This is a genomic window from Paenibacillus periandrae, assembly GCF_022458865.1.
Taxonomy (GTDB): domain Bacteria; phylum Bacillota; class Bacilli; order Paenibacillales; family NBRC-103111; genus Paenibacillus_S; species Paenibacillus_S periandrae.
On record NZ_JAJNMU010000002.1, the window covers coordinates 350,156 to 374,386 of the forward strand.

A 24,231-nucleotide genomic window follows, 5' to 3' on the forward strand; every position below is an offset into this window, starting at 1 on the left:
GGGTGACAATCATGACTTTAGCCATCAAAGTAAGAAAGAAAAAGAGGTCTCTGGCAGCAGCAGATCGTTCCGGTAATAAGCTTAAAAGAAAACTCAGACTCAGAAGAAAAAAGCACAGAAGTAAAACCCGCTTAAAAGGTACATTAAAATTAAGAAGGTTAAAACGAAGAGGCAAACTGAAAGTTAGACGCAAAATCAGTCTTAAACGTAGATTGAAACGTAAAAAAAATCTCCGTCGAAGAAAATGGAAGCTTTCCAGAAAACACAGAAAATTCAACAAAAAAAGAATGAAAGCCAGACGAAAAAAACGTGCTTCCGCTCCTCCACAGCAAGCTGTTGCAGAAGCTGCAGCACCACCGGCGGAACCGCCCTCTGTAGGACCAGGGAATGCACCCGGCATTAACTTGATTGGTTTTATCCGTGCTGAAATTGGACTTGGAGAATCAGCGCGCCTGGCGGCTCGGGCAATTCAAACAACAGATGTCCCTTTTGGCATTCTCGACTTCCCCTTAAATGTCGCAAGTCGTATGGATGATATGACCTGGGCACATAAAGAAACACAGCACCCGGCCTACAATACGAACATCCTCCATATGAATGGTGATTCCCTGCTTCATGCGCAAATGCATTTTGGTCAAGAGCTATTTCAAGGTCGCTATAATATCGGATTTTGGCATTGGGAGCTGCCTGACTTCCCGGATGAAAACTTGCCAGGATTTGATCTGGTCAATGAAGTTTGGGTCCCAACCAGCTTCGTACACGAATCCGTATCCAAAAAATCTCCGGTGCCTGTCGTCCGCATTCCACACGGAATCGAAGTCGAGGTTTCACCGGACATTAACCGAGACACGTTTGGACTTCCGAACAACCAGTTCCTCTTCTACATGATGTATGATGTACAAAGCCATACAGCGAGAAAGAACCCTCAAGCCGTTATTGAAGCATTCAAGCTTGCTTTTGAAATGAATAATCCGCATGTTGGCCTCGTCTTGAAAATCAATAACATGAGCTTCCAACCATCAGACCTGGAGGGACTGCGAGAGCTCGTCAGTGGACACAGCAATATCTACATCATCGATCGTATCCTGTCCCGTGTAGAGGTCAATTCCCTGCTTCAATCTACGGACTGCTTCGTTTCCCTGCACCGTTCGGAAGGCTTCGGTCTTGGTCTTGCCGAAGCCATGTATTTGGGGAAACCGGTCGTTGCGACGAACTGGTCAGGTAATACGGACTTTATGAACCCGACCAATTCCTGCCCCGTTAATTATCAGCTCGTGCAGGTAGGTCAGGATTGGGGACCTTATAAAGCTTATCAAACCTGGGCAGAGCCGGATGTGCATCATGCAGCCCAGCTTATGCATAGTCTTGTCAACAATCCCGAATGGCGTCATTCAATAGCTGTTAATGGCCAACAGACCATCCGCAATGAGTATTCGCCACAGGTTGTAGGACAAATGATTAAAGAACGCCTGCGAGGTCTCGGATTAGTCTAGCAATCTGAAAATGTAGGAATACCCTCGGAGTAATGCCCGAACAAGTCCCCCTCCCGCTGCATTTACTATTATATGTAAAACGGGAGGAGGTGAATTACTATGGCAGTTACTGTATACTCCACCGGCTCTATTTCTCGTGCACTAGCTACTGGTAACCATATTCGTGTAAACATTGATAACAGAACTAACGCAATTCAAACGTTCCGTGCTTTGCTGTGGAACACATCAAACGGACTCAGTCCCAAGGTTCTTCTTGCTGAAGAGCTCGCAACTGTTGGAGCTAACGGTGCAGTCAATTTCCTGTTGACTGCAGGTGCTCCAGCAGCCAATGCATTTGAAGTAGAAGTACGCTTATCCGATATCCACATGACCGTTGTATTGGATGACGGAACTGGCGGTTTGAATTTAGTCGCCAAACTCCCCATTCTTCCGGGTGAATTCTTTGTCGATTTTGATCCGAACGGCAGCGTGTAAGTTCATACACTGCAAGACCGAATGATCGCCAACTGGCGGTCATTTTTTGTTGTAATGATATCATCATCTTCTCCGACAATGATGAGCGGTTGCGATCCTTTTGGCGTGCTGGCGGTACCAAACCAAATTGCTATTTCAACCCCCCGTAACATCTCGATACAGTTGCCTGGAGCAAAAAAAGAACAAGCTTATTGGCTTGTTCTGCAGAAATATTTTATTGTATCGCTTATACTCGACACTCGGAATCAGACTCTACTGAGCATTTGTAATACCAAAATATTAACTATTCGATGGTAATACCCGCACTCGCATAACCAGTTACAGTATTAATAAGAGTCACACCTTCCGCTGTCGCGGAAAATACCAGTAATAAACGTGTCTGTGCAGTTATCGGGATACTCAATCCGGTAATGATTCCATTACTGATGGCACCAAGTCCGAGGACTCCTGTTAATGCTGGAGCCAGCGTTACATCAGTACCCGCAATTGCAGTGAAGGTGTTGTCAGGTGTAGCTGAACTGAACAATTGTGCTGTGATGGTTACCGTAGAACCTACAAGATTTAGGGCTACTGTAGTACTGAAGTATGCAGTAACTGAAGTGATCGTTCCGTTGCGAGGCGCCGAAAAAGCAAAGTTGATCAGTGGACCTGCAACTGTACCGGTTAGATCTATAGCTCCGCCTACAAGACTGATACCAGTAGCTGAACTTCCGAATCCAACCAGACTGGCTGTGCCTACAAGTCCACCAGCAATAGTAGTCAAAGTAACTGGACCACCCGATGCATATGGAATGATAGCACCAGTACTTGGCCCTTGTGAACCTTGTGGACCTTGCGATCCCTGGGTGCCTTGCGGGCCTTGCGGGCCTTGGGCTCCTTGGACTCCTGTTGCTCCTTGTGGACCTTGTACGCCTTGAGGTCCTGCGGCTCCTTGATCACCTTGTGGACCTTGTGTTCCTTGGACTCCTGTTGCTCCTTGTGGGCCTTGGACACCTTGCGGGCCTGCGGCTCCTTGATCGCCTTGTGGGCCTTGAGCTCCTTGAACACCTGTTGCTCCTTGTGGACCTTGTACGCCTTGAGATCCTGCGGCTCCTTGATCACCTTGTGGACCTTGTGCCCCTGTTGCTCCTTGTGGACCTTGTACGCCTTGAGGTCCTGCGGCTCCTTGATCACCTTGTGGACCTTGTGTTCCTTGGACTCCTGTTGCTCCTTGTGGGCCTTGTACGCCTTGAGGTCCTGCGGCTCCTTGATCACCTTGTGTTCCTTGTGTTCCTTGGACGCCTGTTGCTCCTTGTGGGCCTTGGACACCTTGCGGGCCTGCGGCTCCTTGATCGCCTTGTGGGCCTTGAGCTCCTTGAACTCCTGTTGCTCCTTGTGGACCTTGGACGCCTTGCGGGCCTGCTGTTCCTTGATCGCCTTGTGGACCTTGTGCCCCTGTTGCTCCTTGTGGGCCTTGGACACCTTGCGGGCCTGCGGCTCCTTGATCGCCTTGTGGGCCTTGTGCCCCTGTTGCTCCTTGTGGGCCTTGGACACCTTGCGGGCCTGCGGCTCCTTGATCGCCTTGTGGGCCTTGAGCTCCTTGAACTCCTGTTGCTCCTTGTGGACCTTGTACGCCTTGAGGTCCTGCGACTCCTTGAGTGCCTTGTGGGCCCTGTGCTCCCTGAGGTCCTACAATGCCTTGATCACCCTGTGGGCCTTGTACGCCTTGGGGTCCTGCGGCTCCTTGATCACCTTGTGGACCTTGTGCCCCTGTTGCTCCTTGTGGCCCTTGGACGCCTTGAGGTCCTGCGACCCCTTGAGTACCTTGTGGGCCTTGAGGGCCTGTTGCTCCTTGTGGCCCTTGGACGCCTTGAGGTCCTGCGACCCCTTGAGTGCCTTGTGGACCTTGAGCTCCTGTTGCTCCTTGCGGGCCTTGTACGCCTTGAGTGCCTTGAGTACCTTGAGGTCCTTGAGGTCCTCCTGAAGGTCCTTGAGTACCTTGAGCGCCTGTTGTCCCTTGAGTACCTTGAGCACCTGTTGTTCCTTGAGTACCTTGAGGCCCTTGAGTGCCTTGAATGCCTTGAGGTCCTTGAGGTCCTTGAGGACCTGTAGCTCCCGTTCCTCCTTCGCCATAAGGACCTGTTGCTCCTGTTGCTCCTCTTGGACCTGCAGGACCCGTTTTACCCGTCAATCCCGTCAATCCCGTCAATCCCGTCAATCCTGTCTGACCTGTCTGACCTGTCTGACCTGTCTGTCCGGTCTGGCCTGTCTGACCTGTCTGACCTGTCTGACCTGTCTGACCTGTCTGACCGGTTTGGCCCGTCTGTCCATCTGCCATTTCATTTACCCCTTTCTTATGAATCTAATAAAGTATATGTATTTGATTTTTTATGGATACGGTATATGACTCAGGCTATTAATATAAAATGACATAAAATAGAAAAAAGGGCTTTGTTAACCATACATTTCATGAATCGGTTTTAAAGGAAAATGTATATATTACGGTAACTTGATTGACATCGCGAACCTCATTCCGAATTCATTATCCAGTGAAACAGGCCACAGCGGAATTTAATAGATTCGATCAAATTTCATAATGTAAGCCAAGCATTACGCAAAAAACCAAACTACCTGACTGCCAAGTTCTATTGGTGTCAGGTAGTCGAGAGCTTTTCAATTTTATGGACAGGGTCGTCATACAGCCTAACTATTACTCCAAGGTTGCCAGAATCATTTCAATTCGTGCGATATCTCCTACAAATTGAGGATGATCCCCTACTCGTTCAAGATAAGACTTCAGAGCAGTCCTGAATAACTCATTCGTATTCAAAAATCCATCTTCTCGTGAGGCAATCGTAATATCTAACCATTCACTAAATGCTTGTAAACCCATCGTATTGTTATTTTGATTCGGGTGTCTTCGAAAATAACTCAGAGCTTCTGAAATATACACAGCTTTTCCTTTGGATAACAATGATAACCAGGCAGCCATATCATTGATAAGCGAGTATTGCTTCCCTTTATACATTCCATATAGCTCGGTAAGATCTTTTTTTCTAAACATGACCGTTGTCGGTTCACCAATAACATTGAGACAACAGGCTAATGCAACATTGCCCAGCATTTTTCCATCCATTATCCTTGTTTCTTGGTATAGTCTAGCTGTAGCATGGATCGGAGGGAGAAACTGACCTGATTCATCGATGGTTTGACGATAAGATGTGACAAGAGTAATGTTGTCAAATTCATTAAAAAAGTACATCATTTTCTTGATTTTATCTTGATGAAAAACATCATCATCCATCAAGTAATTGATATATTCGCCTGAAGCCAAATCATAACATTTGTGCCAATTGGCCAGAAATAAATTGCGTTCATTTCGATGATATTGGACTTGAGAGTACGCATGTAAATAAGGAACCATCATTTCTTGTACTCGATCATCTGTGCTATCATCGCATATAATGATTTCGATATTCGGGTAGGATTGCTCCAATACACTGTCGATCGCTATTTGCAAAGTATGCGGTCGGTTGTACGCCGGTATGACGACACTGACTAACGGAAGTCCCACGAGTATTCCTCCTTTTCTCCGACTTACAGCAAGTTTTTTTTGAATTTGGCAGGTACTCCAGCGTACAAGGTTTGCTCTGGCACGTCCTCCTTTACAAAGGCACCTCCACCAATGACGGACCAGGGTCCAATTGTCGTTTTTTCACGGATGGATGAACCGATTCCGATATATGCTCCTTCCTGAATCGTAACATTCCCTGCGATCTGAACACCGGGAGCAATCGTCACATAATCCTCGATTCGATCATCGTGACTGATATTCACGCTTCGGTTTATAATAACGAAATTCTCTATTACCACGTTTGTGGTTAATATCGTTCCTTCACAAATGACGTTACCTACTCCTACACGATTCCGTTTAGACATGAATACAGAAGGATGTACCAACGTTTCTGCAAACTGAAAACCTAATTTTTTCGTTTTTTCCACTAATCGTTTTTTTAAAGCTGGACTGCCCACTCCAGCGCATACAATTTTTACCTTCTCTTGTAGCGAAGAGATATCTGGCAAATCACCTAGAACCGGAACATCATCTACAATCTGCCCTTTGTATTCAGGCCGTTCATCCAGAAACCCCGTCACTTCTATTCCGATTTGCTCACAAAGGTGAAGAACCTCGCGGGCATGACCCCCACATCCCCATATCACAAGTGACTTTATGATGGAATCATCCCTTCTACAACCAAATGAACATCTTGATTGGTCATTTCTTCCCATAGAGGTAGGCTTACGATGCGACTGGATATTTGCTCCGTAACTGGCAAAGGCGTGTGTGGATACCCATTCAATAGTGGGTGTTGATGGCAAGGAGGAGCAAAATAAGTACGTGCTTCGATGTTTTGACTCGCAAGCGAGTGAATGATGTCACGATTGTATAGACCATCCGGGCAGCACATCGACATAAATTGATAAGGAATTTCCCCTACAGCCTTTTGAACAGTCCAGCCTTTATTGAATAGATCCTTTTGATCTAATTGCTCCAGGTACCAGGTATAAATTTGCTGTCTCGCTTTGATTTTGTCATCAAAAATATCCAGAGTGGATAAGGCAATCGCCGCCGTATATTCGGAGATTTTTCCATTTAATCCAAGCAGGGTCGTTTCTCTATTCGTAGAAAATCCGAAATTTTCCGCTTGACGAATACGGGAAATTAACTCCGGATTTGCACTGTATATTAATCCTCCTTCTCCGACACCAAACGATTTGGTAGCGTGAAAGCTATACACGACGCAACCAGGAAATCCCTTTCCAAAATGATTGTGGCTATCCGTCACTCCAAAGCTGGCAGCTGCATCTACAACCACAGGTATCCCGGATTCATGAATCTGTCGATAGAAATCGAGGTTCATATGGGTTCCAAAGGTAGCGTATGGAAGAACGGCGGCAACTTCATCACCCAATATTTGCAGGCACTCACTCACCTTTTTCTCGTCCATACACCAGTTATCCGAATCAATATCTACAAAAAACGGTTCCAAGCCACACCATATGGCAGCCAAGGGGGTAGCAGCAAATGTAAAGCTCGGCATCAAGACATATTTTCCTTTGGGACGTTTACTTTGGGAAATAGCCAATATCAAACCAATGGTCGCATTGTTAACTGTTGTAGCAGCTCCCAGGTGGTCAAAGTATTCATCCATTACTCTATGTTCAAAGCGTGTATTGAGGGGGCCGAAATTACTGTAAATTCGAGACGATTCTATCTCTGTCAAATAAGGGATCAGCGTATCATGCTTGACCAGATTAGGTCGTAAAAATGGAATTTTTATCATGATGGGATATTTTGTCAGCTCCTTTCTTTACCTTAGATATATATATGTCATACTATCGCTTTGGTCATAGACACCAACTGATGATTAATAATATTGAATGGGCATGGGGTCATATTTTCCGATATTCCCGATATATATAAATCGATGTATACCTACTTACCTATACTCAACACGGGTCTCAAGTTTGTGTTGGCTATCTTAAAAGGGGGATGAACGTGTCAGCGAATCAAACTCCATTATTGACAACTCATCTGTTTGTTTCCAAAAATGACACTTGGGATGGATTCGAAAATATGTTGGCCAGACTGGATGAAAGTGGCATCACAGTAAAGTTGTATGAACCTGAGGATGCCTTATTGGCTATAAACCCCAAAAGTCCCCGAGTCTATGTTTCATTGGGAACAGGATGGGAACCATTTAAGACATTGAATGCCTTGCCAGTTCAAGAGAGGAAACGTTGGCTGCATTATAAATCTCCTGATGAAATTCAACCCTCCCTATTATTTTACTGCTGGTTCAAGCAGACCGAACCTCTCCCTGAAAATAAAACCCTAAGTCCGACTCGTTTTTCTTCAGATCATCCCTTAGTGTCCATATTCACAGCAAGCTACAGGTCCAAAGACAAAATCCAGCGACCTTATCGCTCTCTATTGAATCAGACTTACTCCAATTGGGAATGGGTCATTGTAGATGACTCCGGTGATGAGGACGAGACATACAACCAGGACTTACTCTCTTTAGATGATCCCCGTGTACGGAGATATCGCCAGGACTCACGTAATGGCTATATAGGAGCTATCAAGCGGTATGCAGCAGGTTTATGTACGGGGGATATTTTAGTAGAGGTTGATCATGACGACGAGCTGACTCCTGATTGTCTGAAGAAGATCGTCGCTGCTTTCCAACAGCACCCGGAAAGCGGCTTTGCTTATGGCGACTGTTCAGAGGTATTTATAGGGACCCATCATGCTCACTGGTACGGCTGGGATTGCGGTTTTGGATACAGTATGTATTATCGGGTATGGGTTCATACGATGAATCGATGGCAAAATGTGCAAAAGCATTCTACCATCAACGGGAATACGATTCGACATTTGGTTGGTTTACCGAATCATCCGCGTGCGTGGACGAGGGATTTTTACCATCAGATTGGAGGACATCGCGAAGAATTATTGGTTGCAGACGATTATGATCTGTTGGTCCGGTCGTTTCTTAGTACACGATTTGTAGCGATACCTGATTTACTCTATATCCAATATCGCAATGAAAATGGAGATAATTCTACTTTTCACAGAAATGGGCAGATTCAGATTCTGGTCAACGCACTGTATAGCTATTACAGTCAAAGAATTCATACGAGAGTGGATGAACTCGGTTTACTCGATGATATACCCTATAATCGTATATGGGAGACGGCTGCAGATCACCCTGCACGGAAATCTGCTCATATCATTCACGAACAAGAATCCCGAGTTTCAATTCTGTTTCCTATCCCCCACTCCCATTCTACAAATGAGCACCCGCAATTACTTAAGACTCTTCAAAAGGGTATGGAATCGGGCTTTACAGATATCGAAGTCGTTGTCGTAGGTCGTGTTCCTGCTGAAGTCGAGATCTTTGCGTCGATAGCACCCATGGGCGCCATCCGCTGGTGGCCTATGGAACCGGATGATACATTAGAAACGTGTATCCAATATGCCAAGTTTTGTGCTTCATGCAAGGAGAAAGTAATCGTGCAGCCATAACCTATATATGGCAGAATGTTGCTTCCGGCAAGGGGATAGCCATTGTAGTACGAAGTGTTAAAAGGAAGAAATGGGCTTATTGTCCCTCCTCACCATGAGTCCATTTTGCAGGCCAACGCATATATTACGATAACTTGATTGATATCGCGAATCGCGTTTGGAAAGCATTTTCCTGCGGAGCATGTACTGGGAGGAATAATTAGGGATGGAAAAATTTCACAACGTGGCACAGCCCATACTGAATGGAAATGAAAAAAAGTATGTCATGGATTGTTTGGACTCCACATGGATCTCTTCTAATGGATCCTACATTCATAAATTCGAACAGGAATTTGCTCAATTTGTTCAAACCAAGCATGCCATAGCGTGCAGTAATGGAACAACGGCACTTCATCTCGCTCTAATGGGACACGGGGTTACAGAACATGATGAAGTGATCGTTCCTTCATTTACATTCGTTGCTACAGCCAATGCCGTAGCACATTGCGGAGCCACCCCTGTATTCGTTGATGCTGAACCCGATACCTGGAATATAAACCCTCTATTCATTGAAGAGAAAATAACTCCACGCACCAAAGGCATCATTGCTGTTCATCTTTATGGACATCCTGCCGATATGGACCCTATTATGGAAATCGCTAATAAATACGGTTTATTTGTTATTGAGGATGCAGCTGAGGCGACTGGAGCCGAATATAAGGGAAAAAAAGTGGGCTCTATCGGAAATAGTGCTATTTTCAGCTTATTTGGCAATAAAATCATTACGACAGGTGAGGGTGGGATCGTAACCACAAACGATGACGAATTTACACAAAGGATCCGGTTGTTAAAAGGTCAAGGCATGGATCCCAATCGCCGCTACTGGCACCCTGTTATTGGATATAACTATAGAATGACCAATATTCAGGCCGCCATCGGCTGTGCACAATTGGAAAATATACAATGGCACGTTGAGCAAAGAATACGTATTGCCGGACTTTATAAAGAACAGCTTCAATCATGCTCAGCCCTCACAATGCCCGTTCAAAAGGATTGGGCCAAAAACGTATATTGGCTATTCAGTGTACTGCTGAATGACGTAACCGAAGCTGGGCGCGACGTACTGATAGAACGGCTGGTTAGGCTTGGAATCGAAACGAGACCTTTTTTTCACCCTATGCATGCTTTACCTCCTTATCAGCATTTGCAGCCTCAATCTGAGTTTCCTGTAGCCAACCGGATCAGTTCCCAGGGAATTAATTTGCCGAGCTCGGGAGATCTGACCGCTGAAGAGATACATTTTATAAGTGACAGCTTCAAAAAGGTGTTATCGGATGTGCTGCATAACTGAATTCCCAGGCTGATCACACATATCCTCTTTTCTACTTATAGACAAAAGACGTTTCCTCATGTCGGGAAACGTCTTTTTCAATGCCACTGGCTACCTGTCACAGTCTTGTTTTAGCGTGATTACCTACTGATGCAGCATTTTTAATCCCGCTGTCTCATTACCCGGGCAGGCACTCCTACGGCCAGGCAATGATGCGGAATTATATCGACCACGACAGCTCCTGCACCTAATATGGACCATTCACCAATATGCATGCCGTCTATAACTTTGGTTCCTGTCCCAAGAAATACGCCCTCTTCGACGACAACATGCCCCGATAGAGTTACCCCTGGTGCTGCATGACACATAGGCCCGATCTTGCAATCGTGATCAATAGATGCATTCGTATTAATAATGGTCCCGTCGCCAATGTGGGCATCTACCTGTATGACCGCGCCAGGCATGATGGCAATGCCCGTACCTAACTGTGCTGAAGATGCCACGTAAGCAAATCGGCTGATTGCGTTAACAAAATGAAAACCAATGAAGGCAGCTTTGCGGGATAGCCGCTGCCTTACGGCATTATCACCGATCGCAATAAAAGCATGTTGAATTCCCGAATCATACAATTCCTGCAGTATGGTATCATCCCCCAGAATCGCTATACCTGAGACCCATCCCCTGGCATAAGGGTCCGTACAACCAACGATATCAATCTCAGGATCAGATTTCAGGATGTCGATGATAACCTTGGCATGTCCGCCGCAGCCAATAATAACCACCTTCGTTTTGGGTAACATGCCGCTCTTCCTTTCGTTATTATTGCTTCTTGCTCAACACTTCATCAAACAAGCTGTCATATTCACGAGCGGCATCTGACCATGTCCTCCTGAGTACCCCTCTTAGTGCAGCTTTTTGTAATGGAGCCAGCCCTTCGTGAGCATGCCATAGCTTTCTAATCGCGGCTTCAATCTCTTTTACAGAGTAAGGGTCAAAAGAAATAAAAGCACTCATATCGGTTATGACCTCTGTTGCCACATCAATTCTGCTTATTGCGACAGGGGTATCAACCGTCAAGGATTCCAATATGGGAAACGGACAGCTTCCTTCAAAAAGAGTGGGGACTATCGTACCAACAGCATATTTATATAACGAAGGAAGATCAGCCGACGTGAGTCTTCCCAAAAACACAACACTGTTTCGCTCTTCCTGACTGTGACAACGCTCCATAAGTTCACGGATCCTTTTTTCAAAGGGGCGGTTCCTATAGTCATCGGTCAACACCAGACGAAGCCCTGAAGCTTTGCCTTCAGACGTTTTTTTGAAATTCAGAAATGCCTCGATCAGGCGGTCATGATTTTTATGCAATCGCATAACCGAAGGAAAAACCAGATATGGATTGTGCAAATTGTACTTGCGACGGAATGTGGTCTCAAAGCGCACACCCAGCGATCGATATTCCTCCAAAGGCGGCGCCAAACGAATGACCCGCGTCTGATGCAAAGGCAGTTTGAGAAATTTCAATCCTTCATGATCCCGGATGTAATTGGAGTTAAATACAACCTTGGCCGCCTTGCCAGCCATAGCATCGACGATAGGCTGCAGATGGGTTAGAAACTCCGGCTGCTGGTCGGCGTACAGCTCCTTGAAATGCAGATAGACCAAATCATGCACACAAAGCACATAAGGCTTGCTCAGCTCCAAGGCCCACTTCAAGCCAACATAAGGAACACACCAAATATCCACATCCAGATGCCGATTCAACCAACCCATATTCGGAAAGCTGTGAATCCATAGCCGGTTTGAATATGTGGAGAGCTGCTTGCTCAACAACTGCTCTGCTTGCCCCTTGTTTGGCTGTGTTATGGCAATGTGGACCATAACATCGCTGCGGTTGCGCAGCCAGCCTTCCACCAGCCTGCCGATAAAGCTCCCAATACCTTCGCCGGAAAGTGTTACGGGGTGGTGATAACCAAGAAATACACCTATATGCTTCATAGACCCATTAGATGCGTGCTTCATTGCATAGTTGTAGGAAGAGTTTTTCACCAAAAAAGGACGATGCTTGCTTAACAATTCCTGAAGCTCCTCAGATAACAAAAATCCGCTTCTAATTGCTGTGCGTGCTGTCCCTGCTTCAAGCTGCTGTATATAGCTTTGCAGTTCCTGATCATCCGGCTGTCGATTAAGAAATTCCTGATACAATGCTCTAATAAATGTCCCATGATCAGCATGGACAAGTCGCTGTAGCACTCGGGCCAGCGGGAATTTATCGGAGAATTGCCTGGATGAATTATCATATAACGCTGCGGCTTCCTGACTTTGCAGGATGGCATCCATCAGCACAAGCCTCGGACATCCTCCTTGAAGCTGAGTGAGATGGGAGTGAAATCCGGCTTCATCCGGCTCCCGCAGCAATAATTGCTTATACAGCTCCCAAATGAACAGCTCCTCCTCCAGATCCATAAGCTCGCCAATAATTTCAAAGGCAATCAGACCCTCTCCCTTTTCTAGCTTTTTACTAAGTTCCTTACTGCTATTCCTTAATTGCGATGCATCCATACGGGGATTCACTCCTCTTACAGCTCTTGTCAAAGTATTACAGTATATTAGACTAGCAAACGCTTCGTCACGGCAAAAGTCACTGAACTGCACCGGTTGCATACGCTAATGAATAGGAATCTCCAATGAAAGGAGTGCCAACAGTGATCACGATCAGCCTATGTATGATTGTTAAGAATGAGGAAGAATCATTAGGAAGGTGTCTGGGTTCTGTTCAATCGCTCGTAGATGAGATTATTATTGTCGACACAGGCTCAACAGACAGGACCAAGGAAATTGCTGAGCAATATAACGCGAAGATATATGACTTTGAGTGGATTAACGATTTTGCCGCAGCCCGGAATTATTCCTTTTCATTAGCGACTATGGAATATATATGGTGGCTTGATGCCGACGATGTCCTGTTGGAAAAGGACAGGGAAAAGCTGCTTCAGCTGAAAAGTACGTTTGATAGGAGCATTGACTCGCTGGCGATGGATTACCATTTGAACACCGGACCCGATGGCAAGCCAACCTTCAGCATGAAACGCAATCGGATCGTCCGAAGAGCCTGCGGCTTTCAATGGCATGGTTTTGTCCATGAGTATTTGGCCGTTCACGGCAATATTGTCCCCAGCGCTATCGCCGTCACGCACCAAAAAAATAAAGAGTACACGAGCCGCAATCTCGATATTTATGAGGAGCACAGAGCCAAACAGACTCCCTTCTCACCACGGGAAACGTACTACTATGCCAACGAATTAAAAGACCATCGCCAGTTCGAGAACGCCATTATTCAGTACCAGGCCTTTCTGGATACGAAGCAAGGTTGGATCGAGGATGTCATAGCAGCCAGCTGTAAAATCGCGGATTGCTATGAAGCGATCGATAAGATTGATGAAGCTTTGGCAGCTATTCTGAAATCGTTGGAATATGCGGTTCCAAGGGCTGAGTCTGTCTTTCGATTAGGGCGTTATTTCATGCATAGAGACGCACTGGAGCAAGCGATCTTCTGGCTATCAATGGCGACTACGCTTGAACCTCCTCAAGAAAGCTGGGGCATGCAGCAATCAGGCTATTGGACATGGCTCCCCCATGTACAGCTGTGTATTTGCTATTACCGGAAAGGAGATATGATCAAATCCTATTATCATAATGAAATTGCTCTTACCTACCATCCTGATGATGAAATGATGCTAAACAATCGAAAATTATTGCTGCCTTACCAGCCTGATGGTCCTGAATAATCGGATATGCTAACAAAAAGGATCCTGCACAGCTTGGTTTGTGCAGGACCCTTTTTGTTATGTGAATTATACGAGTGCCCTCCAGTAATTCAATAAATCCTCCATCGTTTGTGTGAACGGAATTTCCGGCTTCCAGCCAGTTTTCGCATGGAATTTGCTGTAGTCACCCAATAGTATTTCAACATCAGATGGACGCAGACGAGCCGGATCCTCTTTGATTTCAATCTGAGCCGTGCTCAACGATAGCAGCAAATTAAGCATTTCCTGAATCGTGCAGCAGGAGCCCGATGCAATATTGTAAACTTCACCTGGATCGCCCTTTTCAAGTGCCAGCCAGTAAGCATGGACGACATCGCGAACATCGGTAAAGTCACGCTGAGCTTGCAGATTGCCGACATATAACACTGGAGCCTTAAGCCCTTTCTCAATCTCGGCGATCTGCTTGGCAAAGTTTGAAGTTACAAAATTTTCGCCGCGTCGGGGTCCCGTGTGATTAAAGGTACGTGTACACACGACATGCAGACCATAGCTTTTATAATATTGATAGCCCAAATAATCCTGTGCGACCTTGCTGATGGCGTAAGGACTCAGTGGTCGAATGGGGTTTAGCTCGTTAATCGGAACCTCTGTCGGATCTACATAGCCATACTCCTCACTAGAGCAGGCGATTTGTATTTTACAATCGAGGTTAAACCGCCGGACCGCTTCAAAGATATTGACTTGTCCAGCAACATTGTTATGAATGGTGTCGATCGGTGAATTCCATGATGTTGGGACAAAGCTCTGTGCTGCGAGGTGGAATATAAGGTCAGGCTTGACGTCCTGAATTAAATTTTCTACAGAAAACGGGTCTCTCAGCTCACATTCCACGAGATTAACATCATTCATTAGATGCTGAATATGGTTCATCCGGCTGCGATGCCGTATAGTTCCATAAACCTCCGTATTATTTTTCAATAAATATTCAGCTAAATGACTGCCTACAAAACCGGAGATGCCTGTTATTAATGCTTTCATTTATTATAGATCCTCCCTTGTATGCGGTGAACCAATGTCCAAAGCCGCCCATCCATTATTTCCCGCCTAGTGGAACATAGTGCCGATCCTTTCGAAACGGTGCTTCCCTTTGAACAATCTCCGAGCCCACATACCTGTCTGTGAGACCCCATTTAATCCAAAATTTAACCCCGTTTTCACGCATGACTGAACCGAAGATATCCTCCTTGTTGGCATGAAAACTAATGTGGCCATGATGATGAATGAACGAATCCGATGCGATCCACAGCTTTTTTCCGCTAATTTGCGTTCGCAAGCAGAAATCATCATCCTCATAGCAGCCAGGGAAAAATCGGTCATCCAGCCCACCTATGGTCTCAACCAAGCTTCGGTGGAAAGCCATGCAAAACCCGACCAAGCGCTCTGCCTCAAAGCCTGATCCTTCGAACTTCGTCATATAAAGCTCTGCAAACTGCGCCATTTCCTCCATCGTTTGATAAGGAACCGGATGAATTTGCTGTGCTGAAAACACAAAATTAGAGCGTGGCCCTACGATGCCAATCGACTCATCCCTTTGCAGCCAACCCAGCAAATGAGTCAACCATCCTTTGGTTACAACGGTATCGTTATTTAGCAGAACCATATATTCGCCTCGAGCCACAGCCATGCCCTGATTACAGCCGAACGCGAACCCCCTATTCTCAGAATTTGCGATAAGCCGGGAATTAGGGATCGTTTGCAAATACGAGACCGTTTCATCCGTGGAACCATTGTCAATAAAAACAACCTCGTAGCTTTCATGAGTATGCTTCATGATGCTGTCCATACACTGCTTCGTATATTCCATCGCATTGCGTGTTAAAATGATGATCGAGGTCATACCGGAAATAAAGGGGGTATCGGCAGTCAGGTCACTAGGCATGGATAATCGGATGCTCCTTCACCATAAATTTCTTATCTATCTGATAGTTCAATAGACTTGTATTAAATTATGCCGCCGCTGGCTGGAATGGCACGGCAAAAAGCCGTCCTGCAAGGATTCCGCAGCATGGTTACTGAGCCGTTGCTATTTCATACCTGATTCATATATTACAACAAGGCCTTTTTATCTTGCAGGACTAAACTGTAAAGCAGAGGTGTAGCACATTGAAAAATGGTTGGAGTCATCGGTGCTGCATCGGTACCTCGACTGGAATTTGGTGGGAGTGTCCGAATTGGTATGGAAAGGTCTACAGCAGCCATTCGGGTCGTATGTATCCGCTTGAATTTCGTCCCGTTCAACAGTCTTATGAGCGTGTTCGGGCAATTGACGGGTTGATCATGGCAACCCAAATCGACCTTCCCTGGCGGGAAGATATATTCGCGGGTCCGTTTTTTTATGACACGTCACAAAGCCTCGAGATGATTAAAGCAGGGTATGAGGTTGCGGTATGTAACCAGACAGCACCTTGGTGTATCCATGATTGCGGAGCAGCCAATCTTGGAGAGTATGAGCGCTACCGACTGCTGTTTATTGAATATTATGAAGGTTACTTGGGATGAAGCCTTTATTAGGCTGCTGCACAAAAGAAATTGTAGCTACAAAGTCGTGTACAAAACTCACAGTTCTTGGGGGTAGTGAGTTTTGTATGGACACGTACCACCATCTTCATGACATGTGGAGATAATGGTTCTCGTACATAGGTACTCTCCTGATCTTGGCTTACTCAAAAAATCCTCCCTTAAAATTGGGAGGATTCATCAGAAATTTTGCGGTTTACTGCGGTTATGGTTCTTGCTGCTCTCGTATTTGCTCCATCTCCAGCAATGCCTGTTTAATCGTTTGCTCATCCGATTTGGGACACACCAGCAATCCCTCTGGTGTAGAAACGATAATTAAATCGGCGACCCCTATGACTAACGTTTTTTGTTTATCTGAAAAAACAATATTATCTCCGGCACGAAGCATATGAACCGATCCGCTGATCAGATTCCCCTGCTCATCGCTTGGATATAAGCGAGTCAATGCCGTCCACGTCCCTACATCATCCCAGCCAAACCGGACAGGGATACAGTAGATCAAATCAGCCTTTTCCAGTATCGCGTAATCCACCGAAACCTTAGGCAACAGCGGATACAGCTGCTCCAGCTGCTCATCACTTAGACTGATCAGACGCGACATAGCAGGCTCGAACTGTTCCAAATAAGCGGCTATTGTTGATGGTCTCCAGGCAAAAATACCGCAGTTCCAGTACACATTCGCCATGTTGACAAGCTTGGTCGCCTTCTCCAGGTCAGGCTTTTCAATAAACCGTTTAACTCTGTAAGCCCGGCCATCATCCTGCGCCTTTCCTATTGCTTCTATATAGCCGTAGCCCGTCTCGGGGCGTGTCGGGACGATGCCAAGAGTCACAATCACACCTTCCTCGCGGGCTGCCTCCACCGCCTGCTCAATCGCCTGAATGTAAGCTCCGTCATCCCCGATATACTGATCGGAGGGAACCGTCACAAAAGGCTCATCCTGACCTTCAAGCAAAAAATGCCGAGCTATCAATGCCATACAGGGCGCGGTGTCTCTCTGCTCCGGCTCGATAATAAGCTGCCGAGAGTCGAGCTCCTTCAACTGCTCCGATACGAGCTGCGTATATTTTTGAACCGTTGCCACATAGATGTCGGCTGCCGGTATCCACCTGAGAAACCGCCGATAGGTTTCCTGGAGCATCGTATCGGTTGACGTCAGAGCTAGAAATTGCTTGGGTACTTCCTCTGTGCTTCTCGGCCAAAACCGGTTGCCCTTACCACCGGCCATAATGACAACCTTCAATACTATCACCCCTCATTTGACCTCACATACTGGATATCATTTTGAATGCAATCCTGCAGTGCCAGCTTCCATTCCCGCATGCGGGAGAAGCCGTTTTGCCGGATCGCCAAATCATCGAAAGCGGAATTATCAGGCCGTAGCGCAGGCAGCGAGAAGGTCGAGGCACTTACGGCTTCCAGACTAATATCTGTTCGATTAGCCGTCTGCAGGATAGCCTCGGCAAACTCGTAGCGGCTGCAGCAGCCTTGATTGGACACATGATACAAGCCGTATTTCTCAGTTACCATCAATTCCCCTACGAATCGTGCCAAGTCTAACGTATAGGTTGGAGAACCGGTTTGGTCGTGAACCATCGTTAGTCTGGACTGCCGATCCGCCATCGACAGCACCTTCGTCACAAAATTGCTCCCGTGTTTGCCATACAACCAGGAGGTGCGCACTATAAAATAACGCGGGTTGATTATTTCCACGAACTTTTCCCCATGAAGCTTGGAATTTCCATACACACTCAGCGGATTGGTTCGATCCATTTCTGTGTAGCTTCCTGCCTTGGTTCCATCGAACACATAATCCGTGCTGATATAAACAAGCTTGGCAGCACAATGATGTGCAGCCAATGCAACATTACGTGTTCCTGTGGAATTGATAGCATAAGCTTTATCCAGCATCGTTTCGGCCAGATCAACCTGGGTAAACGCAGCAGCGTGAATAATCACATCCGGACAATACGCCATTATTTGCTGCTTGACGGCCAGCTCATCCGTAACATCCAGCTGCTCTCTGGAGAGCGGCAGAAGCTCATGGGTTGGTGACAAAGCGCGGATCAAATCATGGCCCAGCTGCCCGCCCGCTCCTGTAATCACGATTTTCACGAACTGTCACCATCCTTGTCAGGGTGGAAAGTATCCGATTGATACGTTCCATCAAGAATACCCTGCCACCAGGATTCATTGCTTCTATACCAGTCAAGCGTGAGGAGCAGCCCTTCATCCAGAGTATGCATCGGCTTCCAGCCCAGTTCCCTGCGGATTTTTGACGTATCCACCGCATATCGCCGATCATGACCAAGCCGATCGGGCACGAACCGGATCAGCTTCTCCGATTTTCCCAGCTCCCGCAAAATCCGCTTGACCATAACGAGGTTGGTTCTTTCGCTGCTGCCGCCGATGTTGTAGACTTCTCCTGAGCGGCCACCGTGAATCACAAGATCGATAGCCGCACAATGATCGTCCACAAACAACCAATCACGAATTTGCAGTCCATCACCATATACGGGCACAGCTTCATCCTGTAGGGCACGCGTAATAATCGTCGGAATCAGCTTCTCAGGAAATTGGTATGGACCATAGTTGTTCGAGCAGCGTGTGATGACTGCCGGCAGTCCATACGTTTCATAATAAGCACGTACGAGTAGATCCGAGCCTGCTTTGCTTGCCGAGTATGGACTATTCGGTGCAAGAGGCGTCCGTTCATTAAAGCTTCCCTGATCGCCAAGCGTTCCGTATACCTCATCCGTGGAAATATGCACAAACTTGCCGACCGTATGCTTTTTCGCGGCTTCGAGCAGTGTTTGGGTACCAAGCACATTCGTCATGATAAACCGCTGCGGGTCCAAAATACTTCGGTCTACATGAGATTCGGCAGCAAAATGAACTACCGTATCGATCTTCTCCTCAGCCATAAGCCGCTCCACAAGATGAGCATCCGTAATACTGCCGCGAATTTCCAAATAACCAGGCAGCTCCCGAATATCTGCAACATTGTGGCTGTTACCGGCATAGGTTAACAGGTCCAGATTGACAACGGTATCCTGCGGATGCTTTTCCAACCAATAATGCAAAAATCGGCTACCAATAAATCCCATGCCACCGGTGACCAATAGCCTCATAAACCGTCACTTGCCGATAGCCATATACTGGCCTCAAGCAGTGATCGGTGCGTCCCCGCATCGGTCCACCAGCCTTTCAGCAGACGATAGGTTAGCATTCCATGTGCCGCATATCGGTTGTTCACATCGGTAATCTCCAGTTCCCCGCGCTCCGATGCCTGAATTTCCTGAATCTTGTCAAAGACACTGGAATCATACATATAAATGCCCGTCACACAATAATCCGATTTGGGATATGCCGGTTTTTCCTCTATAGCTGTAATTCGGTCTCCTCTCATCTCAGGAACGCCATATCGACGGGGATCCGCAACTTTCTTCAGAAAAACCATGGCGCTCCCCAGCTCCGCCTCTGCAAACATCCGTACTGCTGATTCCAAACCATCCTCAAACAAGTTATCGCCCAGCAATACCACAAACTTATCCTGTGGCTGAATAAACCCGTCAGCGAGTGCCAGTGCCTGAGCAATACCTCCGGCTTCCTCTTGAAGCTTATAGGTGAGACGCACCCCCCAGCCGCTGCCACTGCCGATATATTCCATAAATAATCCTGCCGATTGTTTACCAGTAACCAGCATAATGTCCTTGATCCCCGCCTCAGCCATTTTGGAAATCGCATAATGAATCATCGGAAAGGGCCCCACAGGCAGCAAATGCTTATTAATAATCTTCGTCATAGGTCTTAGCCGCGTACCTGATCCCCCAGCCAAAATAACCCCTTTCATGGATCTACCCCTTTCTTGAAACCATTTTGCAAGACACCCTCTAACAACATATGCCTGAAGCAGAGAAACACATGGACTCCTGCCGAGGCATCCGGAAAAATAAGCAACATGTCCCCAAAAGGCAGGCTCAGCCGCTGTAAATGAAGAGCATACGAAGCCGATCAGCACCAGAAAGAAATGAATGAATCTATGAAAATTGCAAAATGACAAAATTGTGATATTGTCATTTGATTTTTGTCCACCTATTGTATATACTACATGTATTCAAAGTCCCATATAACGAATCGAAGGAGATGTATCATGAGCAATGAAATAGCAGGCAAGGTCGTTCTGATCACAGGTGCTTCCAGAGGAATCGGGCGGAAAATCGCGGAGGATTTTGCGGAGCTCGGGGCCAAGGTTATCGTTAATTATTCAAGTAACAAAGCAACTGCGGACGAGGTTATTGCTGCAATCAAACAGAATGGCGGCGAAGCAGCGGCAGTTCAAGCGGATATCAGTCAGGTTGCGGAAGTGGAGCTGCTGTTCCGCAGCGCTCTCGAGCTGTACGGACAGATAGACATTGTGGTCAATAATGCAGGAATCATGATTACGAAACCCATTGAGCAGGTGACTGAAGCCGATTTTGATAAACAGTTTGCCATTAATGTCAAAGGCACCTTTTTTGCTTGCCAGCAGGCTGCCATTCACATGAAGCAAGGCGGAAGGATTATCAATTTCTCGACCTCGGTTGCAGGCGCCATGTTCCCAGCGTACAGCGTGTACGCAGGCACCAAGGGTGCAGTCGAGCAATTCACCAGGCAGCTGGCCAAGGAATTCGGCCCCAAAGGCATTACCATCAATGCTATTGCTCCCGGACCCGTCAATACAGAGCTGTTTACGGTAGGCAAGTCAGAGGAGCAGATCAATGCGATAGTAAAAATGAACTCTTTTGGACGCTTGGGTGAACCGAAGGATATCTCCGATGTAGTACTGTTTCTGGCCAGTGAGCAAACTCGCTGGATGACCGGTCAGACGATCAGGGTTAACGGAGGATTCGTGTAAGTCATGACCACTGAATCTACGTTAAGCAAGGAAACGATTTTGGATACGGCCGAGCAGGTGCTGCGGCGTTATGGGGATAAAACTAACGTTGTCGATGTCGCCAAGGTGCTTCGTGTCAGTCATGGTACCCTGTATCGCCATTTTGCAAGTAAAGCGGCACTGCTGGAAGCCGTAACCGAGCGCTGGCTGCATCGGCTCTCCCTTCCACTTGAAGCGATCTCCATACAGCAGGACGGCAATCCGCAAGAACGTCTGCGTATCTGGCTTGAAACTTTAATTAAAAGCAAACAGCAATCGGCGGCAGAGGATCCTGAACTCTTCGTCATCTATACTGCGGTCACTTCACAAGGTACCGAGTTGATCGAGAATCATCTGCAATATTTGATCACACAACTGTCAAGAATTGTCCAGCAAGGCATGAATAAGCAGATGTTTAAAAGCGGAGAGCCGGGGGCGACAGCAAGAGCTATCTTCATGGCTACTGTGCGCTTCCATCATCCCGCCCATGCTTATGAGTGGAATGCCGTTACCAAACAGGATGATTTCGAGCTGGTCTGGCAGCTCATTCTTGCAGGAATTGTTCGTGAAGATATGAAGCTGTAAGCTTTAGGGAGCACCCATAAAAATAAGGCTATCCAAACAGTGATGTATGCTACTGTTAACGGATAGCCTATTTGTATGATACCGGTACCGACAATGAAAATGGCTTCAACAGGTTAGTTACAGATCATTCCAGAGTCTGGATTTCTTGCCGTCTTCAAGTATCTGCCATTGCTCTGCTGCCTGCAGACATCGCACTTCCGACGATTCCGGCATCATCTATCATTGCAGCCGTAACAATCGTCAGCCGCTCCCAATAGCCATGATATACCGATTGCTGCAGCTGCTCCCGCATTGGCGCAAACAAGCGTTCACCCGCCAGCGCAGCACCACCACCAATCACGATCACGTCGGGACTGTACAGGGTCACGGCATTCGCCAGTCCTTTACCAAGCAGCATGCCCGTATGGTTCATCACCTCAACAGCCAGCGAGTCGTGCTGATCATAGGCTTTGGATACATCGGCCGCCGCAATGCTCTTGTCAGGTGCGGCCTCCATCCATTCCCGAAGTATGCTGGGTCTGCCACTCTGAACCAGCTCTTGTGCCTGACGGGCAATACCCGTGGCGGACACTGCCGTTTCCAGACAGCCGCGCATTCCACACCCGCAAGTATAAGGAATTTCCGGCATAATGATATGTCCCAGCTCACCCGCCATATAGCCGCCACCATAATAAAGCTTACCCTTGTTCATGACAGCCGCAGCAAGTCCCGTTCCAATCGTAATCCCGAGCACATGCTCATAACCTTGTGCAGCACCACAAACCGCTTCACCGTACACATACATTCTGACATCATTATCAATAAAGGTAGGAATTCCTGTACGTTTACGAATCTCTTCGGCTGTAGGGACCTGGGTCCAACGCAAATTCCCGGCAAACAGGGTTATTCCTTTATCAGGATCAATAAAACCCGGCGTTCCGACACCGATAGCCCTCACCGCTTCACGCTGAATGCCACCAAGCGCCAGCAGCTCGTCCACCATACATTTTATTTTGTCAAATACATAATCACTGCCCCGCAGCGCTTCTGTAGGCTGTTTGATTTTATGCAGTAATGTGCCGGAGGCGTCGGTCAAGCCGCATACAACATTCGTGCCTCCAATATCGATTCCTATTAAAAAATCCATCCTTCACTACCTTTCCCATAGTTATGGCTATGTATGTTGATCAGCCAAATAAACAGTCACGTTCGATTGTTCCAAAGCTGAAGCTAGCTCTGGATCCAGAACAGCATCGGTCACACAAATATCCAGCGAGGATAGCGGAACTATGCCGAACAATGAGGCTTTGCCGACCTTCGAATGATCAAGCACGGCAATCTTCGTTCTGGAGCGCTTCAACAGCAAGCGTCCAATCTGGGCTTCCAGCTCGGAGTAAGTCGTAATCCCATGCTCCAATGATAAGCCATCGGCCCCCAGGAACATTTTACCGATGTTCAAATCCTCAATGACCTTTTCTGCAAGCGGTCCGCACAGCTCAAAGCTGTTTTTTCGCATCACACCACCTGTTAAAACCACCTGTACACCCTCACTGTCAGCAAGCTCCATTGCAATATTGACAGCATTGGTGACAACGGTAATATTCCTTTTGTTTTTAATCGCTTTGGCGATAAGAAAGGTCGTCGTTCCACCAGATAATCCGATCACGTCGCCTTCCTCAATCAAAGCAGCCGCTGTAGCAGCTATGGCTTCCTTTTCCAACCAGAGCAGCTGCTTTTTTTCCTGAAAGGACGCTTCACGATGTCCTGTAAAGCCTTCCCATTGTGCGCCGCCGATCGTACGGATGATCCCTTCCTTTTTCACCAGAACATCCAAATCCCGGCGTGCAGTCGCTTCCGAGCAATGAAACTTTTCGATTATTTCCTGAATGGTCAGCCGGCCATGAGCTTTTAAAGCATTCATAATCCTGCTGCGCCGTTCTTCGCCTTTGGATAGATCCTGTTCGCTCATCCCTTTCCCTCTCCTTGTATATCCATCATCTATGTTGATAGTATAGGGGTTTATTATGATAATTTCAATCACGATAATGACCAAAAAAATCAGC

General features: G+C 46.8%; 23 protein-coding genes and 1 pseudogene. 8 read left to right on the top strand and 16 right to left on the bottom strand.

The window, feature by feature from the left end; all coding sequences use genetic code 11:
* Nucleotides 1–287: 287 nt before the first annotated feature.
* The gene (locus LRL21_RS04135; RefSeq protein WP_240414499.1) at nucleotides 288–1,493 is read left to right on the top strand and encodes a glycosyltransferase family 4 protein; all 1,206 of its coding nucleotides are present in this window, start codon (nucleotides 288–290) and stop codon (nucleotides 1,491–1,493) included.
* A gap of 99 nt (nucleotides 1,494–1,592) precedes the next feature.
* Nucleotides 1,593–1,967: a hypothetical protein gene (locus tag LRL21_RS04140; RefSeq protein WP_240414500.1), complete on the top strand. Its 375-nt coding sequence runs from the start codon at nucleotides 1,593–1,595 to the stop codon at nucleotides 1,965–1,967.
* A gap of 283 nt (nucleotides 1,968–2,250) precedes the next feature.
* Here LRL21_RS04140 and LRL21_RS04145 read toward each other — a convergent pair whose 3' ends face one another.
* The 6 genes and pseudogenes from LRL21_RS04145 to LRL21_RS04175 form a co-directional block, all read right to left on the bottom strand.
* Entirely contained in the window at nucleotides 2,251–2,730 is a 480-nt protein-coding gene (locus LRL21_RS04145) for an exosporium glycoprotein BclB-related protein (RefSeq protein ID WP_240414656.1), read from the bottom strand.
* Nucleotides 2,731–2,763: 33 nt separating this feature from the next.
* Nucleotides 2,764–4,161: pseudogene (locus tag LRL21_RS47335) on the bottom strand (collagen-like domain-containing protein); the annotation flags it as partial.
* A complete protein-coding gene (locus LRL21_RS46170) occupies nucleotides 4,161–4,289 on the bottom strand; it encodes a hypothetical protein (RefSeq protein ID WP_338044573.1) in 129 nt (42 codons plus the stop codon). The gene LRL21_RS46170 and the pseudogene LRL21_RS47335, both read right to left, overlap by 1 nt.
* Before the next feature lie 367 nt (nucleotides 4,290–4,656).
* On the bottom strand, nucleotides 4,657–5,520 hold the full coding sequence (locus LRL21_RS04165) for a glycosyltransferase family 2 protein (protein ID WP_240414501.1): 864 nt from the start codon (nucleotides 5,518–5,520) through the stop codon (nucleotides 4,657–4,659).
* A 23-nt stretch (nucleotides 5,521–5,543) separates the two neighbouring features.
* Nucleotides 5,544–6,167, bottom strand: coding sequence for an acetyltransferase (locus LRL21_RS04170; RefSeq protein ID WP_338044574.1), 624 nt, complete (start codon nucleotides 6,165–6,167; stop codon nucleotides 5,544–5,546).
* Nucleotides 6,168–6,175: 8 nt separating this feature from the next.
* Complete coding sequence (locus LRL21_RS04175; RefSeq protein WP_240414502.1) at nucleotides 6,176–7,291, bottom strand: DegT/DnrJ/EryC1/StrS family aminotransferase; 1,116 nt, start codon at nucleotides 7,289–7,291, stop codon at nucleotides 6,176–6,178.
* Between the two features lie 215 nt (nucleotides 7,292–7,506).
* On the opposite strand from LRL21_RS04175, the gene LRL21_RS04180 reads away from it, so the two are divergent.
* Together LRL21_RS04180 and LRL21_RS04185 are read left to right on the top strand one after the other, a co-directional pair.
* A complete protein-coding gene (locus LRL21_RS04180; protein WP_240414503.1) occupies nucleotides 7,507–9,036 on the top strand; it encodes a glycosyltransferase in 1,530 nt (509 codons plus the stop codon).
* A gap of 205 nt (nucleotides 9,037–9,241) precedes the next feature.
* Entirely contained in the window at nucleotides 9,242–10,366 is a 1,125-nt protein-coding gene (locus tag LRL21_RS04185; RefSeq protein ID WP_240414504.1) for a DegT/DnrJ/EryC1/StrS family aminotransferase, read from the top strand.
* Between the two features lie 140 nt (nucleotides 10,367–10,506).
* Here the strand turns inward: LRL21_RS04185 and LRL21_RS04190 are convergent, their stop codons facing one another.
* Together LRL21_RS04190 and LRL21_RS04195 are read right to left on the bottom strand one after the other, a co-directional pair.
* Nucleotides 10,507–11,145 (bottom strand): acetyltransferase, encoded by a 639-nt coding sequence (locus tag LRL21_RS04190; protein ID WP_240414505.1) that lies wholly within the window; start codon nucleotides 11,143–11,145, stop codon nucleotides 10,507–10,509.
* 19 nt (nucleotides 11,146–11,164) lie between these two features.
* Nucleotides 11,165–12,907 (bottom strand): DUF4214 domain-containing protein, encoded by a 1,743-nt coding sequence (locus LRL21_RS04195; protein WP_240414506.1) that lies wholly within the window; start codon nucleotides 12,905–12,907, stop codon nucleotides 11,165–11,167.
* 125 nt (nucleotides 12,908–13,032) lie between these two features.
* On the opposite strand from LRL21_RS04195, the gene LRL21_RS04200 reads away from it, so the two are divergent.
* Nucleotides 13,033–14,133 (top strand): glycosyltransferase, encoded by a 1,101-nt coding sequence (locus LRL21_RS04200; RefSeq protein WP_240414507.1) that lies wholly within the window; start codon nucleotides 13,033–13,035, stop codon nucleotides 14,131–14,133.
* 66 nt (nucleotides 14,134–14,199) lie between these two features.
* Here the strand turns inward: LRL21_RS04200 and LRL21_RS04205 are convergent, their stop codons facing one another.
* A complete protein-coding gene (locus LRL21_RS04205) occupies nucleotides 14,200–15,150 on the bottom strand; it encodes a GDP-mannose 4,6-dehydratase (protein WP_240414508.1) in 951 nt (316 codons plus the stop codon).
* 55 nt (nucleotides 15,151–15,205) lie between these two features.
* Complete coding sequence (locus LRL21_RS04210; RefSeq protein WP_240414509.1) at nucleotides 15,206–16,051, bottom strand: glycosyltransferase family 2 protein; 846 nt, start codon at nucleotides 16,049–16,051, stop codon at nucleotides 15,206–15,208.
* Nucleotides 16,052–16,275: 224 nt separating this feature from the next.
* Between LRL21_RS04210 and LRL21_RS04215 the strand changes: the two genes are divergently transcribed.
* Complete coding sequence (locus LRL21_RS04215; RefSeq protein ID WP_240414510.1) at nucleotides 16,276–16,671, top strand: glycosyltransferase; 396 nt, start codon at nucleotides 16,276–16,278, stop codon at nucleotides 16,669–16,671.
* 223 nt (nucleotides 16,672–16,894) lie between these two features.
* On the opposite strand, the gene LRL21_RS04220 is transcribed toward LRL21_RS04215, so the two are convergent.
* Genes LRL21_RS04220 through LRL21_RS04235 form a run of 4 tightly spaced genes read right to left on the bottom strand, consistent with a single transcriptional unit; the run spans nucleotide 16,895 to nucleotide 20,542 of the window.
* Complete coding sequence (locus LRL21_RS04220) at nucleotides 16,895–17,932, bottom strand: mannose-1-phosphate guanylyltransferase (RefSeq protein WP_240414511.1); 1,038 nt, start codon at nucleotides 17,930–17,932, stop codon at nucleotides 16,895–16,897.
* 5 nt (nucleotides 17,933–17,937) lie between these two features.
* A complete protein-coding gene (gene rfbD, locus LRL21_RS04225) occupies nucleotides 17,938–18,804 on the bottom strand; it encodes a dTDP-4-dehydrorhamnose reductase (protein ID WP_240414512.1) in 867 nt (288 codons plus the stop codon).
* Nucleotides 18,801–19,820, bottom strand: coding sequence for a dTDP-glucose 4,6-dehydratase (rfbB, locus tag LRL21_RS04230; protein WP_240414513.1), 1,020 nt, complete (start codon nucleotides 19,818–19,820; stop codon nucleotides 18,801–18,803). The genes rfbD and rfbB overlap by 4 nt, the downstream gene beginning before the upstream one ends.
* A complete protein-coding gene (locus tag LRL21_RS04235) occupies nucleotides 19,817–20,542 on the bottom strand; it encodes a sugar phosphate nucleotidyltransferase (protein ID WP_240414514.1) in 726 nt (241 codons plus the stop codon). Before LRL21_RS04235 ends, rfbB begins: the two co-directional genes overlap by 4 nt.
* A 300-nt stretch (nucleotides 20,543–20,842) precedes the next feature.
* Between LRL21_RS04235 and LRL21_RS04240 the strand changes: the two genes are divergently transcribed.
* A complete protein-coding gene (locus tag LRL21_RS04240; protein WP_240414515.1) occupies nucleotides 20,843–21,586 on the top strand; it encodes an SDR family oxidoreductase in 744 nt (247 codons plus the stop codon).
* A gap of 3 nt (nucleotides 21,587–21,589) precedes the next feature.
* The gene (locus tag LRL21_RS04245; RefSeq protein WP_240414516.1) at nucleotides 21,590–22,189 is read left to right on the top strand and encodes a TetR/AcrR family transcriptional regulator; all 600 of its coding nucleotides are present in this window, start codon (nucleotides 21,590–21,592) and stop codon (nucleotides 22,187–22,189) included.
* A 154-nt stretch (nucleotides 22,190–22,343) separates the two neighbouring features.
* Here LRL21_RS04245 and LRL21_RS04250 read toward each other — a convergent pair whose 3' ends face one another.
* Together LRL21_RS04250 and LRL21_RS04255 are read right to left on the bottom strand one after the other, a co-directional pair.
* Nucleotides 22,344–23,315, bottom strand: a complete 972-nt coding sequence (locus tag LRL21_RS04250; RefSeq protein ID WP_240414517.1) for an ROK family protein — start codon at nucleotides 23,313–23,315, stop codon at nucleotides 22,344–22,346.
* A gap of 27 nt (nucleotides 23,316–23,342) precedes the next feature.
* The gene (locus LRL21_RS04255) at nucleotides 23,343–24,137 is read right to left on the bottom strand and encodes a DeoR/GlpR family DNA-binding transcription regulator (protein WP_240414518.1); all 795 of its coding nucleotides are present in this window, start codon (nucleotides 24,135–24,137) and stop codon (nucleotides 23,343–23,345) included.
* Nucleotides 24,138–24,231: the final 94 nt, after the last annotated feature.